Origin of the sequence: Pseudomonas sessilinigenes, assembly GCF_003850565.1 — a bacterium.
In the GTDB taxonomy this organism is placed as follows: Bacteria; Pseudomonadota; Gammaproteobacteria; order Pseudomonadales; family Pseudomonadaceae; genus Aquipseudomonas; species Aquipseudomonas sessilinigenes.
The window spans coordinates 2,072,397-2,087,156 of the sequence record NZ_CP027706.1 but is presented as its reverse complement, the minus strand read 5'-3'; the positions used below and the strand labels follow the sequence as shown (position 1 = coordinate 2,087,156).

Here is a 14,760-nt window from a genome sequence, read left to right as displayed (position 1 = left end):
GCACGGACTGGCCGGAACATCCCCCCGTGAGTTACCCTTACGGCTTATGTGTGCTTTCCCACAAGGATTCTAGAATGTCCGAGCCAGTTAAACTGCGCGCTCATAACCAGGCCCATTGCAAGGATTGCAGCCTGGCCCCTCTCTGCCTGCCACTTTCCCTGAATTTGGAAGACATGGACGCGCTGGACGAAATCGTCAAACGTGGCCGCCCATTGAAAAAAGGCGAATTCCTGTTCCGTCAGGGTGATGGCTTCGACTCGGTCTATGCCGTCCGCTCGGGCGCCCTGAAGACTTTCAGCCTCAGTGACAGCGGCGAAGAGCAGATCACCGGCTTCCACCTCCCCAGCGAACTGGTGGGGTTGTCCGGCATGGACACCGAGAGCCATCCGGTTTCGGCACAGGCCCTGGAAACTACCTCGGTCTGCGAAATCCCCTTCGAGCGCCTGGATGAGCTGGCATTGCAGTTGCCCCAGCTGCGTCGCCAGTTGATGCGGGTCATGAGCCGCGAAATCCGTGACGATCAACAGATGATGCTGCTGCTGTCGAAGAAGACCGCCGACGAGCGTATCGCCACCTTCCTGGTGAACCTGTCGGCCCGTTTCCGTGCCAGGGGCTTTTCCGCCAACCAGTTCCGCCTGAGCATGTCACGCAACGAGATTGGCAACTACCTGGGCCTGGCGGTGGAAACCGTGTCCCGGGTATTCACCCGCTTCCAGCAGAACGAGTTGATTGCGGCCGAGGGCAAGGAAGTGCACATCCTCGACCCAATCCAGCTCTGTGCCCTGGCCGGCGGCTCGGTGGACGCCTGATCCACGCGCGCAGCGACTGAGCCAAGCGGCTCGGTCGCGGGTATACTGGCGCGGCTTATTTCGCCCGCCAGGACACCTGCAGATGGCCTTCGACTCCTTCGACATCAAATCCCTGATCCGCCCCGTCATCGACTTCCCGAAGCCGGGCGTGATCTTCCGCGACATCACCCCCCTGTTCCAGTCTCCACGGGCCCTGCGCCTGGTGGCCGACAGTTTCGCCCAGCGTTATGTCGAGGAAGACTTCAGCCATATCGGCGCCATGGACGCCCGAGGGTTCCTGATCGGTTCGATCATCGCCTACCAGCTGAACAAGCCGCTGATCCTGTTTCGCAAGCAGGGCAAGCTGCCAGCGGATGTATTGGCCGAGGGCTACCAGACCGAATACGGCGAAGCGTTCCTCGAGGTCCATGCCGACAGCCTGTGCGAAGGCGACTCGGTACTGATGTTCGATGACCTGATCGCCACCGGTGGCACCCTGATCGCCGCCGCCAACCTGGTACGGCGCATGGGTGCGAAGATCCATGAAGCTGCAGCCATCATCGATCTGCCGGAACTGGGCGGATCGCAGAAACTGCAAGACATGGGCATCCCGACCTTCTGCCTGACCCAGTTTTCCCTGACCGAGCGCTGATCCGGCCTGCCGTCCCTTCCCCGGGACGGCGCCTCAGCTCATCAGCCGCGCCGCCCCTTGGCTGGCCATGGTGCAATCCGACACATTGGTAGAGCCCACGACAGGCCCGCTGGTGATTCCCAAACCCGGCTAGAGCCCCATCTGCTTGCTGATGATCTCGTTCATCACCTCGCGGGTGCCGCCGCCGATGGACAGGATGCGATTGTCGCGATAGAGGCGCTCAACCAGGCTCTCACGCATGTAGCCCATGCCTCCGAGGATCTGCACCGCGTCATAGGTGATGCGATCGGCGGTATCGGTCGCCAGGTTCTTGGCCATGGAGATTTCCTTGATCACGCTGTTGCCGGCAGCCATCTTGGCCGCCTGGCGATAAGTGAACTCCCGGGACACCTCCACGGCCGTGGCCATTTCCGCCAGCCGATGCTTGATCACCTGGAACTTGGCCACCGGCTTGCCGAACGCCTCGCGTTCGCGTGCCCATTTCAGGCTTTCCTCCAGGGCCAGTTGTGCGGTCATGTTGGCCATCAGCGCCAGGGCCAGGCGTTCGCTCTGGAAGTTGCCCATGATGCAGGCGAACCCCATGTTCTCCACACCGATCAGGTTACCCACCGGCACCCGGCAGTCCTCGAAGAACAGCTCGGCGGTATCGGACGCCCACCAACCCATTTTCTTCAACTGCCGGCCTACGGTGAAACCGGGCGTGCCCTTCTCGATCAGCAACAGGCTGATGCCGCCATAGCCCGGCTCGCCGGTACGCACAGCCACGGTGTAGAAGTCGGCGCGCACGCCACTGGTAATGAACGTCTTGCTGCCGCTGACCCGATAGTGATCACCATCGCGCACTGCGCGGGTCTGCAGGTTGGCCACGTCGGAACCGCCGCCCGGCTCGGTCACCGCCAGGGCGCAAATCTTCTCTCCGGACAGCACCAGGGGCGCGACCCATTCGCGGACCTGGGGACGCGCCCACTTGACGATGGGCGGCAAGCCGATATCCAGTGACCCCAGGCCCGCCACCAGGCCTCCGGAGCCGCTACGCATCAACTCCTCGCTGGCAGCGACCTTGGCGAACAAGTCGCCTTCGTGGCTGCCTCCCAGGGCTTCCGGGTAGCCGATGCCAAGGATGCCGGCCGCGCCGGCCTTGAGATACAGCTCACGGGGAAAGCTCTCGGCTTCCTCCCATTGCTCGATCTCGGGGAGGATCTCGCGCTCGACGAAACGTCGTACGCTGTCGCGGATCAGTTGGTGGCTGGGATCGAAGTATTCCTGGCAGGCAGACATCGGCAAGCTCCTCTGAAGGGTCGGAGGAACTTACCAAGCGCTTGCTTGGTTTTCAAGAGAGCGCAAGCAACCGTCCGCCAGCGATCCGGCAGACGGATCGGGTTACAGGGTGATGGGTTTGCGCCCGGCGAAGGAATGGGCCAGGGTGCCGCCGTCCACCAGCTCCAGCTCGCCCCCCAGGGGCACGCCGTGGGCGATACGCGAGGTGATCAGGCCTTTATCGATCAACAGCTGGGCGATGTAGTGGGCGGTGGCTTCGCCTTCCACCGTGGGGTTGGTCGCCAGGATCACTTCGCTAAAGGTGCCCTGCTCTTCGATTCGCGCCAACAACTGAGGGATGCCGATGGCTTCCGGCCCCAGGCCGTCGAGGGGCGAGAGATGCCCCTTGAGCACGAAATAGCGACCGCGATAGCCGGTCTGCTCCACCGCGTAGACGTCCATCGGCCCCTCGACCACGCACAGCAGGCTGTCGTCGCGGCGTGGGTCAGCACACTGCGGGCAGAGCTCGTCTTCGGTCAGGGTCCGGCACTGGCGGCAATGCCCCACGCCCTCCATGGCCTGGCTCAGGGCCTGGGCCAGGCGCAGGCCACCGCTGCGATCACGCTCGAGCAGTTGCAGGGCCATGCGCTGGGCGGTTTTCTGCCCCACCCCGGGCAAGGTGCGCAGGGCATCGATCAGTTGGCGAATCAGGGGGCTGAAGCTCATGGGCAAGGGTCCGACAAAACGACGAGACGCGGTTTATACCCGCGCCTCGGGGTAGCGTCAAATGCTCCCGTCCGTGGCGACCTTGACCACCAGCTTGCCGAAGTTGCGCCCCTCCAGCAGTCCGATGAGGGCCTGTGGCGCCTGCTCCAGGCCTTCGACCACATCCTCCTTGAACTTGACCTTGCCCTCACGCACCCAAGGCGCCATGGCCTTGATGAATTCCGGCTGGCGGTCACCGTAGTCGTCGAACACGATGAACCCCTGGATCCGCACCCGCTTGGTCAGCAGGCTGCGCTGCAACAACGGCAGGCGATCCGGCCCCGCCGGCAATTGCTGGGCGTTGTACTGGGCAATCAGGCCACACAAGGGAATGCGTGCCTTGGCATTGAGCAACGGCAGTACCGCATCGAACACCTTGCCGCCGACGTTCTCGAAATAGATATCCACGCCCTTGAAGCAGGCCTGGGCCAGCTCGTCGGCGAACTCCGGGCTCTTATGATCGATACAGGCGTCGAAGCCCAGCTCCTCCACCACGTAGCGGCATTTGTCGGCCCCACCGGCGACTCCCACCACCCGCAACCCCTTGAGCTTGGCCACCTGCCCCACCACCGAACCCACCGCCCCGGATGCCGCGGCCACCACCAGGGTCTCCCCGGCCTTGGGCTGGCCGATGTCCATCAACCCCATGTAGGCGGTCATGCCGGGCATGCCCAGCACCCCCAGGGCCATGGACGGGCTGGGCAAGCCCGCCGGCACGGGCACCAGGTTGCGCCCATCGCTGATGCAGTGGCTCTGCCAACCGGTGGCGCCCACCACCAGGTCACCTTCCTGGAACTTGGGGTTCAGCGAACGCTCGACCCGGCTCACGGCACCACCGGTCATGACTTCGTCGATCTCCACCGGCGCCGCGTAGGATGGCGCATCGCTCATGCGTCCACGCATATAGGGATCCAGGGACAGGTACAGGGTCTTGAGCAGCACCTGGCCGTCCGCCAGCTCCGGCAGCGCCACCCGCTCCAGGCGAAAGTTCTCCGGAACCGGCGCGCCCTGGGGGCGCGACACCAGTACTACACGCTGATTGAGGGTCATTGTTTGCGGCATCACAGACACTCCGTTATCGATGAATGGACAAGACTGTATAGGGTGCAGACCGTGGCCAGGCACCAGTGTTCGATGTTTGTGCCGCTGGCCGCAGCTGCACAGTGGCCGTTTCAACCCCTGCCGGGCCAATCGACGGGCAAAAAAATGCCAGGCTCCAGGCCTGGCATTGTTCGTTGCAATCCGATACGCCGCAGCGAATCAGAAAGGCAGCTTCATGCCCGGAGGCAGCTGCATGCCAGCGGTCATGCCGGACATCTTTTCCTGGCTGTTGGCTTCGATCTTGCGCACGGCGTCGTTCACCGCGGCGGCGAACAGGTCTTCCAGCACTTCGCGATCGTCGTCGCTGACGCCTTCCAGCAGGCTCGGGTCGATGCTCACGCGCTTGATGTCATGACGGCCGGTCATGACTACGCTGACCATGTCGCCACCGGCCTTGCCGGTGACTTCGGCGTTGGCCAGTTCTTCCTGCATCTTGGCCATCTTTTCCTGCATCTGCTGCGCCTGCTTCATCAGGCCGGCCATGCCACCTTTCATCATGGGAATTACCTCAAAGTATGGTGATGGAAACGGCGCCCGGCCCTTGGCCGGCGCCCTTTAAGTTAAATGCTCAACCCTGCGCGGCCGGGGCCTCGACAGGTTCAATGGTATCGTGGCGCACCACTGCGCCGAACTCCTGGACCATCCGCTGGATGAACGGATCGCCATGGATCGACTCCTCCGCCTCGCGCTGACGGTCGGCACGACGCCGGGATGCGGCCTGGGCCGGGGTTTCCTGCTCGGGCTTGATCAGCTCGATGTTCAGGCTCAGCGTACGCCCGTGGTACTGGTTCAAGGCATCGTTGAGACGGCGTTGCTGGGTAGCGTTGAACAGCGCGCTATGGGCCGGGTCCAGGTGCAACAGCCACTGGTCGCCATCCACGGCGATCAAGGTGCAGTTGGCAGCAATACTGCCAGTCATGCCGGAAATAGGCAGCTTCGGAAACAGTTCCAGCCACTCCAGGGCCAGGCCGGTGGCCGGCATGGCGGCGGGCTCCGGCTCGGGTTCCGGGGCCGGCTCGGCGATGTGTTCACTGGCCAGTTCATCGAGGTAACTGTAGGCCGAGTCCATGTCCGGCTCGATGTAGTCCTCGTCCAGCGGCGGCTCGTCGTCCAGGTCGCTCCCCGGGGTCGCGGCATCCACCTCGGCCACGCTCGGCTCGGGCATCGGCGCACTGGCCCATTCCGGGATGTCTGGCACCACGCTGTCCGGCACCGGGGTCAGGACCGCTGGCAACGCGGGTGGTTCGGCGATGACATCCAGCATCGGCTCCACCGCCGGCTGTTGTTCCAGCGGCGGCTCCACCGGGTCGTTCCACGGCAGGTCGACCACTTCTTCGGCCTGTGCCGGTTCGGGCTCTGGCTCGGCTTCGATCAAGGCCGGGACCGGCTCGGGTGCTGGCGCAGGTATTGGTGTTGGCACAGCGGCCGGCTCGGCTACCGGCTCCGCAGCAGGAGCGGGAGCGACCGGGACACTGGCCACAGGCGCGGCAGCAGGCACAACCGCTGCTGGCTCCGCCACGGCTTGGGCGGAATCAACTGTGGCCTGGCTGATCCCCACCGGCTTTAGCGGCTGTCTCGGTGCATCCGCGCTGTCCGCTGGCCGGAAGGCCAGCATCCGCAACAGGACCATTTCGAAACCGCCACGCGGGTCCGGCGCCAGGGGCAGGTCGCGGCGGCCGATCAGGCCCATCTGGTAATAGAACTGTACGTCTTCGGCCGGCAGGGCCTGGGCCAGCGCCAGCACTCGCTCGCGATCGCCGTGGCCGTTGTCGACGCCATCGGGCAGCGCCTGGGCGATGGCCACCCGGTGCAGCACATTGAGGATCTCCGAGAGCACGCCGTTCCAGTCCGGCCCCTGCTCCGCGAGGTGGCGCACCGCCTCCAAGAGAGCCTTGGCATCGCCCTCGATCAGCGCGTGGAGCACATCATAGACCTGGCCGTGATCGAGGGTACCCAACATGGCGCGCACATCCGCCGCCATGACCTTGCCCTCGCCAAAGGCGATGGCCTGGTCGGTGAGGCTCATGGCGTCGCGCATCGAACCGTCGGCAGCACGGCCCAGCAGCCACAGGGCGTCGTCCTCGAACGGCACGTTCTCCACGCCCAGGACATGGCTCAAGTGCTCGACCACCCGCTCCGGGGTCATGTTCTTCAAGGAGAACTGCAGGCAGCGGGACAGAATGGTCGCCGGCAGCTTCTGTGGGTCGGTGGTCGCCAGGATGAACTTGACGTAGGGCGGCGGCTCTTCGAGGGTCTTGAGCAAGGCGTTGAACGAATGGCTGGAAAGCATGTGCACTTCGTCGATCAGGTAGACCTTGAAGCGTCCACGACTCGGGGCATATTGCACGTTGTCCAGCAGTTCGCGAGTGTCCTCGACCTTGGTCCGGCTCGCGGCGTCGATCTCGATCAGGTCGACGAAACGGCCTTCGTCGATCTCGGTGCACACCGAACAGGTGCCGCACGGGGTGGAAGTGATGCCTGTTTCACAATTCAGGCATTTGGCAATGATCCGCGCGATGGTGGTCTTGCCCACCCCGCGGGTGCCGGTAAACAGATAGGCGTGGTGCAGCCGCTGGCTGTCCAAGGCATTGATCAGAGCCTTGAGCACATGGGTCTGGCCGACCATTTCGCGGAACGAGCGCGGACGCCATTTACGTGCAAGAACCTGATAACTCATCGAAAACCGTCGCAACTGGAAAGCGGAAGCCGGTAATGCTAGCGGAGCAAGGGCGAAATTGCATCCGGCGCGCTCGCCTAATCTGTCTAAGCTGCATTTTGCCAAGGATTGCTCGACAGCCGTTACCCTGGAGACCGTATGCGTTTGACCTGGGGCGCCCTGCTTCTACTCCTCAGTAGCAACCTGCAAGCCGCCGCGCCGACCCTGCGCTTCGCCATTGCCGACAGCTGGACGATGCCGGCCGTCGCCATCGATGGCGGCCAGCCCAGTACAGGCATCCTCTACGACACCATGGGCCGCCTGGCCCAGCATCTGGGCGCGCAGGCCGAGTTCCACGTCCTGGCCAGGGCGCGGATGCAAAAAGCCATGGCCCAGGGCGAAGTCGACGTCCGCTGCTATGTCGCCCAGGCCTGGCTACCGACCCCGTCGACGGACGACCTGTGGAGCGTGCCGCTGTTCCAGCAACGCAACGTACTGGTCAGCGCCAGCGCGATTCCAGCGGCCGTCAGGCTCGAGGAGCTTTCCCGCCAACGCATCGGCACGGTCCTGAGCTATACCTACACACCGCTACAACCGCTGTTCGACGCCAACCTGCTGATTCGCGACGATGCTCGCAACGAAGAACAAGTGCTGCAAAAACTGGTGGTTGGCCGCTATCGCTACGCCATCGCCAGCCAGTGGACCCTGGAGTGGTTCAACAGGACCCAGGCAGATGGCAACCCTCTGTACAGCGTGGCGGTGGTCCAGGATCAAGCGGTGGGCTGCCACATACGCAGCGATCCAAGCGTACCCGCCCGGAAAATCCTGCATACGTTGCAGCACATGAAGTTATCCGGCGAAATCGACAGCATTGTCGAACGCTACGTCGCCCCGCCCTCCCGAGAACAGGCCTCGACGATTTCCCCCTGAGGTCCCTCGCGCCGCCAGGACCGAGGCGGGCAATAGCCGCGCACCCATTCCAGCACGGCAGCGGCGGGCATCGGCGCGGCGATGAAGTCGCCCAGTGCCACTTCACACCCCAGGGCCATCAGCCGCTCACCGTGCGCCAGGCTCTCCAGCCCCTCGGCCACCACCTGGCGCCCGAATGCCCGGGCCAGCCCCACCATCGCCTGGACCAGGGCCTGGTCGTCCTGGTCGTGGAGCATGTCACGGACAAACACCCGGTCGATCTTGATGGTCTGGGTGCGCAGGTGCTTGAGGTAACTGAGGGACGAGTGCCCGGTACCGAAGTCTCCGAGGGAGAATTGCACGCCGAACCCCTGGCAGGCATCCAGGCAATCGCTGACCTTGCGGATATTGTCGATGGCCACCGACTCGACGATTTCAAGATCCAGCAAAGCGGGCGAAACATCCGGGTAACGGTCGAGCATGCCCTTGAGCCGCTCGACGAAGTCACTGCGCTGGAAATGCCGGGCCGCGACATTCAGGCTAACCGGCCAGTCATGTCCGGCGGCCTGCCAGCTCTGCAACTGGAGCATCACCCGGTCCATGACCCACTCGCCGATGTCGACGATCAGGTCGGTCTCCTCCACCTGCGGCAAGAACTCATGGGCCCCCAGCATCCCGCGCTGCGAGTGCTGCCAGCGCAATATGGCCTCGAACCCCACCACCGCACCGCTGCGCATGTTCACTTTGGGCTGGAAATACAAATGCAGCTGGCCGGCATCCAGGGCCAGGCGCACCTGCTCGACAGTCTGATAGGTGACCATCACCTCGCGGTCGCGCAACACATCGAACAGATGGAAGCGATTGCGGCCACTTTGCTTGGCCACGTACATGGCCTGGTCGGCATGGCGCAGCAAGGTATCGGCGTCATGATTGTCCGTAGGGAACAAGGTAACGCCGATGCTGGCAAAGACGTTGATGTCCTTGCCCTGGATCGAATACGGCTCGGAAATGGTGGCCAGCACTCGCCGCAACGCAGAACGCAGTTCCAGCATGTCGCGCACATAGCGCAGGATCAGCACGAACTCATCGCCGCCCAGGCGAGCCACCACGTCCTCGCCACGGATGATCGAACGCAAGCGCGCGGCCACCTCCACGAGCAACAGATCGCCACAGGCATGCCCGTAGCCGTCGTTGACAGCCTTGAAGCCATCCAGATCGAGCATGCAGACGGCCAGGGGAATGTCTTGCTGGCGGGAGAACTCCAGGGCCTGGTGCAACCGGTCGGAGAGAAAAGCGCGATTGGGCAACCCGGTGAGTACGTCATGCCCGACCCGCCACTGCAGGGAGTGCAGCAGCTGGCGCTTTTCACTGACATCGAAACGAATCGACACATAGCGCACCACCCGTCCGGTACGCTGGTCCACCAGCGGCACCATGGTGCTGTCGACCCAATACAAGCTGCCGTTCTTGGTGCGATTGCAAATCTCACCCTTCCACACCTGCCCTGCCGTAATGGCCTGCCACAAGCCGGCGAAAAACTCGGGCGGGTGCAGCCCTGAGCTGAGCATGCGGTGGTCCGCACCGATCAGCTCCTCACGGCTATAACCCGAGACCTGGCAAAACAGATCGTTGACATAGGTGATGCGCCCACCAAGATCAGTCTCGGAAAAAATGGCGGCGGCATCGACGGCCCTGCGGTATTTCTCATCCATGAGTCGAACTCACTGTCGCTAGCGGTTGAACCGCTCGACCAGGGCATGCAGCCCGGAAGAGATGTTTTCCAACTCAGCACCACGAGAAACGCCGACGCGGGCGTTCTCGGCAGTGCGCTGCACCGTGGCAGCGACACTGTTGATCTGTTCCGAAACCGATTCGGCTACATGGGATTGCTCCTGGGACGCGGCCGCCATCTGCTGGCTCATATCGGTGATGCGCTCGACCGCCGCGCCGATGCCCTGCAACGCCTGCTGGGCCTGCAGGACCTGTTGCACGCCCTGCTCGGCCTCCTCTATGCCAAGGCTGGCGATCTGCACCGCCTCGTCGGCTCCGGCCCGCAGGTTCTGGATGATGCCCTGGATCTGCTGGGTGGACTCACGGGTCTTGCCGGCCAAGGCCCGCACCTCATCGGCCACCACGGCAAAGCCGCGCCCCTGTTCGCCAGCCCGTGCCGCCTCGATGGCAGCATTCAGGGCCAGCAGGTTGGTCTGGTCGGCGATCGACTGGATCATGCTGGCCGCCACCATGATGTCCTGGGTCTGCCCGGCCAGGTCGCCCACCGCCTGGTTGATCTGGGTGACCGTGCGGGCCAGCAGTTGAATGGCATCGCGAGAAGTCCCCGCCACCTGGCTGCCCTGCTGGGCCAGCAGGTTCGCGGTGCGAGCTTCGCTGGCCGTGTGCTGCACATGCTCGGCGACCTCGGTGATGGAGGCTGCCATCTGGGTCATCGCCGCGGCGGTCATGTCGGTTTCCGCGCGCTGTTCCAGCAGGGCCGACTCGGTGCGACTGGACAAGTGGCTGGAGTCGGCCGCGGCCTCGGCCATTTGCCGGGCCAGGTCGCTGAGACGGGTCAAAGCGGTCTTCAACCGAGCCTCCTCACTGACCAGGATCATCTGCAATTGCGCTGCCGCCCCCAAGGACTCGCTGTACGCCAGGGCGCAGATCGGATCGGCAAAGGTATTGGGCGTGCTACTGACGATGTCCTTGAGCTGCAATCCCAGGCGACGCTGGGCCAACAGCCCAACGCCGAGGAAGCCCGACAGCGTCAGCCCCTGGGCCACCAAACTGGGCAACCAGTTGAAAGCGGCCAGGCAACCTGCGGCCACGGCCATCGGCAACAGCAGCGGACGCGCCCCGACCTCCAGGCGCCGCCATGCCGAGACCGGGGCTTTATCGGCCCGCAGTCGTGCATACAGGGTCTCGGCACGGCTGACCTGTTCCCGGGTCGGCTTGACCCGGACCGACTCATAGCCCACCAGCCGCCCACCTTCCAGGATCGGCGTGACATAAGCGCTGACCCAGTAGAAGTTGCCGTTCTTGCAACGATTCTTCACCACACCCATCCAGCTCTGGCCGGCCTTGAGATAGCGCCACATCGACTCGAAGACCGCGGCCGGCATATCCGGATGGCGCACCAGGTTGTGAGTACTGCCAATCAACTCGGCTTGGCTGAAGCCACTCATGGCGGCGAATTCGGCATTGCAGTACGTGATATGACTATTGATATCGGTGGCGGATATGAGCCGCTGCTGGTCGGGGAAGGTCTGCTCAATAGAGCTGACCGGCAAATTGAGACGCACGTTAGAACTCCATAGACAGCCTGCAATCAATAGTTGCCAGGAACCGGCGATAGACCGATTGGCGATTACCTTCCTGGCGGTACGACTCAATCGGATGATTCGCCCGGATTGCAGCCGTACAGCGGGTTTGCGCCGCAGTTGACCGTCTGTTCGACGAAGATCAACTAGGATCAGATAAGGCGTCAGATGGGGGCGGCGGACGGAGCGTTGGCGGGATTAACGAGACGTTCGAGCCTCTGCCAAGTCCTGGGTTTAGGTGAACAAGGGAAATGCAATGATTTCTTGTTTCATAAACCTGCCTTCTGAAACTAGATCACCAAATACCTGTCCGAAGCGCCGATTCTACGAAATACATCACATTTTGCAAATCAAGGTGATGGAACATGGTGTTGTCTAATGCCAAGATTTATCGTTAAGTTCTTGATTCTAAATGGGAATTGAGCGATGCAAATTTCAAGTTTGGGTGCAGCCATCAAGCGCTATCGAAAGGTAGCGGGGCTTACTCAGGCTGAACTAGGTGAAAAAACCGGTTTTGACCCAAAAACCATCAGCCGCTTCGAAACCGGCACCTACACCCCCAGCGTTGAAGCTCTATTTCTGTTGGCCGAAGTACTGGGAGTGAAGCTGAAAGCCTTCTTCGCCGATCTGGGTGATGAAGAGGAACAGCGGGCTTATTTGTTCGGTGTCATTCACAAAGCCACCCCGAAGGATCTGGGAAAGCTGATAGCAGCGGTAGACCAGGCCTTGTCCAAGCCTTGAGCCCCGCAGTCAATCAACCAAGAAAGACCCGTTTGTCACCCCCCGACAAGCGGGTCTTTTTTTCACTTCACGACTCCTGACAGGAACTGACGGACCCGGCGCATAAGCTGCCGCTCCAACCAGCCCCGACCCTAGGAGTCATGATGATCACCAACACCTATTTCCTGCTCTACGTGGAGAACCCCATGGCCAGCGCGGACTTCTACAGCCGCCTGCTGGACAAGCAACCCGTACAGGCCTCTGCGGACTTCACCCTGTTCATTCTCGATTCGGGAATCAAACTCGGGCTCTGGTCCCGCCAGGTCGTCAAGCCCGAAGCCCAGGCAAGCGCGGGCTGCGGCGAGCTGGGCTGGGCCGTGGACAGCCGCGAAGCAGTGGATGAACTGCACCAGCACTGGCGAGCACTGGGTATCACCATCGTCCAGCCCCCGACCGCCATGGGGTTCGGCTACACCTTGCTCGCCCTTGACCCCGACGGGCACCGCCTACGAGTGCTTTATCTGACAGTAGGCTGAGCGGCTTGCTTCTCCAGGGGCGAGGCCGTGCGCCCCTGGACGGCCATCTCCGCTCGTCGGAAATAAATTGAAACATTGGATTGAGCCACGCGCTCCTCATCGTTATCCTTGCGCGCCTACTACTTGTCACAAAATGTAAGGGAATACGATGAAGTACCTGCGCCACCTCATGGCCATGGTCGTGCTCTGCACCACCCCACTGTTGACCAGCGCTGCCGACACGCCCGACACCAAGGACGCTGAAACCCAGACCGCCGAACAGTTTCTCGCCTCCCTCTCCCCGCGCCACGGCAAGGTCCCGCTGCCTGGCGACATCGCCAGCCTCGACCTGAGCAAAGAGTTCTACTACCTCACCCCCAAGGACACCGAGAAGCTGCTCACCGAAGGCTGGGGCAACCCGCCTGGCTTCACCACCCTGGGCATGATCGTCCCCAGTGACGTCAGCCCGCTGTCCGCCGAAGGCTGGGGCGTGATCATCAGCTACAAGAACGACGGACACATCTCCGACGAAGACGCAGCGAAGATCGACTACCAAGACCTGCTCAAAGAAATGCAGGCCGCGGACGAGGAAGACAACAAAGAGCGCAAGGAGCAAGGCTACGGCGCCATCCATCTGCTGGGCTGGGCCGAGCAGCCAAGCTATGACGCGCAATCGCACAAGATGTACTGGGCCCGCGAGCTCAAGGCCGAAGGCGCCGAGAACAACACCCTGAACTACAGCATCCGCGTGCTGGGTCGTGAGGGCGTGCTGGAGCTCAATGCGGTCGCCTCCATGCAAGACCTGCCCACCATCAAGCGCGAGATCCCCAAGGTCCTGGCCTTCACCAACTTCACCGACGGTAACCGCTACGCCGACTACAACCCGAGCACCGACAAGCTGGCTACCTATGGCCTGGCAGCCCTGGTAGCCGGTGGCATCGCCAGTAAGGCCGGCTTGTTCGCCAAGCTCGGGGTCCTGTTGCTGGCCGGCAAGAAGTTCATCGTCATCGGCGTGCTCGCCATCGCTGCCTTCATCGGTCGGCTGTTCAAGAAGAAAAGCTGATCCACCCGCAACGAGGCCCCGTCAAACCGGGGCTTTGTCGTTCATGTCGCGCGCACTGGCGTTCTTGCCAAAGCGCCCCTCCAACTGCATTGCCATCACACTGCCCAGCACCACAGCCGCCCCCAGCACCACCCCGGAGCGCAGCGTCTCGCCCAAGACGATCGCGGCCAGCAACATCGCCACCGGTGGAATCAGGTACATGGCGATCGACGCCCGGCTAACCTCGACCCGCGCCAATACATAAGCCCAAGCCAAGTAGGCCAGCGCGCTGGGAAACAGCCCGAGCAACAGCACGGCCAGGTTCACCCGCCAGGATGCCTGGACAGCGGCCTGGGCCAGGCCAGGGGTGTACACCATCAACAGCAAGGTTCCGCCCCAGACCATGTAGCACGTGGTGGTCAAGAGCCCGTGGCGCCCGGAAAAACGCCGCTGCAGCACGAAATACAGCCCCCAGGAAAAAGCCGCCAGCAGCACCAGCAAGCCCTGCGGCTGGATCGATCCCAGGCCGCGATCACCCACCACCACCAGCAAGGCGCCCACCAGGCCCAGCACCACACAGCTCCAGCGCCAGGCGCTGACCGGCTCCTTGAGCCAGAAAAACGCGATCAGGGTGCTGAAGATCGGCGCCGATTGCGCCAGTACGCTAGACGCCCCGGCACTCAAGCCCTGCTGCCCGTAGTTGAGACTGACGTGATGCAGGGCGATGGCGAAGAACCCCAGCACCAGCAACCAGGGCATGTCGCGCCAACGCGGCAGGGAAATTCCCGCTACCAGCGCAATGCCGACCATGAATACCGAAGCGATAAGAAAGCGCAGCAGCGCCAGGTGCCCGGGACTGTAGCCCTCAAGGCCGATATGGATGCCCACCGGCGAATAGGCCCAGCACAGGATCACCACGGCGGTGGCCAGCACCAACTTGAGCGAGGGCGAGATCTTCACGAGACAAACTTCCAGGCAAGGTAGGGAACTGCAGTGTCGCGCCCTCGAAAGCTCACCACAATTGATCAATACTAAGCCCAT

At 62.8% G+C, this 14,760-nt stretch carries 14 protein-coding genes and 1 pseudogene; 6 read left to right on the top strand and 9 right to left on the bottom strand.

Going from position 1 to position 14,760, the window contains the following annotated elements:
- Positions 1-74: 74 nt before the first annotated feature.
- Both fnr and C4K39_RS09875 read left to right on the top strand, forming a co-directional pair.
- Positions 75-809, top strand: a complete 735-nt coding sequence (gene fnr, locus C4K39_RS09880; RefSeq protein ID WP_022643317.1) for a fumarate/nitrate reduction transcriptional regulator Fnr — start codon at positions 75-77, stop codon at positions 807-809.
- 82 nt (positions 810-891) lie between these two features.
- Positions 892-1,440 (top strand): adenine phosphoribosyltransferase, encoded by a 549-nt coding sequence (locus C4K39_RS09875; RefSeq protein ID WP_022643316.1) that lies wholly within the window; start codon positions 892-894, stop codon positions 1,438-1,440.
- A gap of 129 nt (positions 1,441-1,569) precedes the next feature.
- On the opposite strand, the gene C4K39_RS09870 is transcribed toward C4K39_RS09875, so the two are convergent.
- From C4K39_RS09870 to dnaX, 5 genes are all read right to left on the bottom strand, one after another.
- Entirely contained in the window at positions 1,570-2,718 is a 1,149-nt protein-coding gene (locus C4K39_RS09870; protein ID WP_124346249.1) for an acyl-CoA dehydrogenase family protein, read from the bottom strand.
- A gap of 102 nt (positions 2,719-2,820) precedes the next feature.
- Entirely contained in the window at positions 2,821-3,423 is a 603-nt protein-coding gene (gene recR / locus C4K39_RS09865; protein WP_068577202.1) for a recombination mediator RecR, read from the bottom strand.
- 57 nt (positions 3,424-3,480) lie between these two features.
- Positions 3,481-4,524 (bottom strand): NADPH-dependent curcumin/dihydrocurcumin reductase, encoded by a 1,044-nt coding sequence (gene curA / locus C4K39_RS09860; protein ID WP_124346248.1) that lies wholly within the window; start codon positions 4,522-4,524, stop codon positions 3,481-3,483.
- Positions 4,525-4,722: 198 nt separating this feature from the next.
- Positions 4,723-5,061 (bottom strand): YbaB/EbfC family nucleoid-associated protein, encoded by a 339-nt coding sequence (locus tag C4K39_RS09855; RefSeq protein WP_031321305.1) that lies wholly within the window; start codon positions 5,059-5,061, stop codon positions 4,723-4,725.
- A gap of 70 nt (positions 5,062-5,131) precedes the next feature.
- Positions 5,132-7,240 (bottom strand): DNA polymerase III subunit gamma/tau, encoded by a 2,109-nt coding sequence (gene dnaX, locus C4K39_RS09850; RefSeq protein WP_124346247.1) that lies wholly within the window; start codon positions 7,238-7,240, stop codon positions 5,132-5,134.
- 138 nt (positions 7,241-7,378) lie between these two features.
- Between dnaX and C4K39_RS09845 the strand changes: the two genes are divergently transcribed.
- On the top strand, positions 7,379-8,149 hold the full coding sequence (locus C4K39_RS09845; protein ID WP_068577210.1) for a substrate-binding periplasmic protein: 771 nt from the start codon (positions 7,379-7,381) through the stop codon (positions 8,147-8,149).
- Here C4K39_RS09845 and C4K39_RS09840 read toward each other — a convergent pair.
- The 3 genes and pseudogenes from C4K39_RS09840 to C4K39_RS32185 all read right to left on the bottom strand — a co-directional run.
- Entirely contained in the window at positions 8,101-9,840 is a 1,740-nt protein-coding gene (locus C4K39_RS09840; protein ID WP_068577212.1) for a putative bifunctional diguanylate cyclase/phosphodiesterase, read from the bottom strand. The genes C4K39_RS09845 and C4K39_RS09840 overlap by 49 nt on opposite strands.
- Positions 9,841-9,858: 18 nt before the next feature.
- The gene (locus tag C4K39_RS09835) at positions 9,859-10,956 is read right to left on the bottom strand and encodes a methyl-accepting chemotaxis protein (RefSeq protein ID WP_437179380.1); all 1,098 of its coding nucleotides are present in this window, start codon (positions 10,954-10,956) and stop codon (positions 9,859-9,861) included.
- 189 nt (positions 10,957-11,145) lie between these two features.
- A pseudogene (locus C4K39_RS32185) lies at positions 11,146-11,424 on the bottom strand (PAS domain-containing protein); the annotation flags it as partial.
- Between the two features lie 444 nt (positions 11,425-11,868).
- On the opposite strand from C4K39_RS32185, the gene C4K39_RS09830 reads away from it, so the two are divergent.
- The 3 genes from C4K39_RS09830 (at position 11,869) to C4K39_RS09820 (ending at position 13,740) form a co-directional block, all read left to right on the top strand.
- Positions 11,869-12,183, top strand: coding sequence for a helix-turn-helix domain-containing protein (locus C4K39_RS09830; protein WP_011060220.1), 315 nt, complete (start codon positions 11,869-11,871; stop codon positions 12,181-12,183).
- 143 nt (positions 12,184-12,326) lie between these two features.
- Complete coding sequence (locus tag C4K39_RS09825) at positions 12,327-12,698, top strand: VOC family protein (RefSeq protein WP_124346245.1); 372 nt, start codon at positions 12,327-12,329, stop codon at positions 12,696-12,698.
- A gap of 148 nt (positions 12,699-12,846) precedes the next feature.
- Positions 12,847-13,740: a DUF2167 domain-containing protein gene (locus C4K39_RS09820; protein WP_068577218.1), complete on the top strand. Its 894-nt coding sequence runs from the start codon at positions 12,847-12,849 to the stop codon at positions 13,738-13,740.
- A 21-nt stretch (positions 13,741-13,761) separates the two neighbouring features.
- On the opposite strand, the gene C4K39_RS09815 is transcribed toward C4K39_RS09820, so the two are convergent.
- On the bottom strand, positions 13,762-14,679 hold the full coding sequence (locus tag C4K39_RS09815) for a DMT family transporter (RefSeq protein WP_124346244.1): 918 nt from the start codon (positions 14,677-14,679) through the stop codon (positions 13,762-13,764).
- Positions 14,680-14,760: the final 81 nt, after the last annotated feature.

Excerpts from the sequence above, each read along its gene's own strand:
- fnr (WP_022643317.1), top strand. The coding sequence starts at position 75 with ATGTCCGAGCCAGTTAAACTGCGCGCTCATAACCAGGCCCATTGCAAG.
- C4K39_RS09875 (WP_022643316.1), top strand. The coding sequence starts at position 892 with ATGGCCTTCGACTCCTTCGACATCAAATCCCTGATCCGCCCCGTCATC.
- C4K39_RS09870 (WP_124346249.1), bottom strand. The coding sequence starts at position 2,718 with ATGTCTGCCTGCCAGGAATACTTCGATCCCAGCCACCAACTGATCCGC.
- recR (WP_068577202.1), bottom strand. The coding sequence starts at position 3,423 with ATGAGCTTCAGCCCCCTGATTCGCCAACTGATCGATGCCCTGCGCACC.
- curA (WP_124346248.1), bottom strand. The coding sequence starts at position 4,524 with ATGCCGCAAACAATGACCCTCAATCAGCGTGTAGTACTGGTGTCGCGC.
- C4K39_RS09855 (WP_031321305.1), bottom strand. The coding sequence starts at position 5,061 with ATGATGAAAGGTGGCATGGCCGGCCTGATGAAGCAGGCGCAGCAGATG.
- dnaX (WP_124346247.1), bottom strand. The coding sequence starts at position 7,240 with ATGAGTTATCAGGTTCTTGCACGTAAATGGCGTCCGCGCTCGTTCCGC.
- C4K39_RS09845 (WP_068577210.1), top strand. The coding sequence starts at position 7,379 with ATGCGTTTGACCTGGGGCGCCCTGCTTCTACTCCTCAGTAGCAACCTG.
- C4K39_RS09840 (WP_068577212.1), bottom strand. The coding sequence starts at position 9,840 with ATGGATGAGAAATACCGCAGGGCCGTCGATGCCGCCGCCATTTTTTCC.
- C4K39_RS09835 (WP_437179380.1), bottom strand. The coding sequence starts at position 10,956 with ATGGCCGTGGCCGCAGGTTGCCTGGCCGCTTTCAACTGGTTGCCCAGT.
- C4K39_RS09830 (WP_011060220.1), top strand. The coding sequence starts at position 11,869 with ATGCAAATTTCAAGTTTGGGTGCAGCCATCAAGCGCTATCGAAAGGTA.
- C4K39_RS09825 (WP_124346245.1), top strand. The coding sequence starts at position 12,327 with ATGATCACCAACACCTATTTCCTGCTCTACGTGGAGAACCCCATGGCC.
- C4K39_RS09820 (WP_068577218.1), top strand. The coding sequence starts at position 12,847 with ATGAAGTACCTGCGCCACCTCATGGCCATGGTCGTGCTCTGCACCACC.